The 282-nt window shown below is 26.6% G+C and carries 1 protein-coding gene; it reads right to left on the bottom strand.

From position 1 onward, the window contains the following. Nucleotides 1-282: tetratricopeptide repeat protein (locus tag EZH24_RS13755; RefSeq protein WP_137999514.1), on the bottom strand; the 282-nt coding region annotated here is incomplete at both ends.

Raw genomic sequence — 282 nt, 5'->3', positions numbered from 1 at the left:
CTTCTATAAGCTGATTAAATGCTTCTATCAAATATTTATAGTCTTCAATGTCTTTGTATTTATTGTATGAAAAACCTCTTATAGAACGCCAACAACCTGAAACATCTTCTTTTATATATTTTTTATATACTTCAATTCCTTTCTGATACTCTCCTAAAGCCATATAAGATTTAGCTAATGCAACTATTGGATTAATATTTTCTTTACCCCAATACCTATCATTAATTTCCAATACCTTCTCATAATTTTCTATAGCCTTATCATATTCTTTTTTCTCAAAAT

Source organism: Brachyspira catarrhinii, from assembly GCF_005518285.1.
Taxonomy (GTDB): Bacteria; Spirochaetota; Brachyspiria; order Brachyspirales; family Brachyspiraceae; genus Brachyspira; species Brachyspira catarrhinii.
The sequence above is the reverse complement of the archived record's forward strand: the minus strand, read 5'-3'. Positions and strand labels throughout refer to the sequence as shown.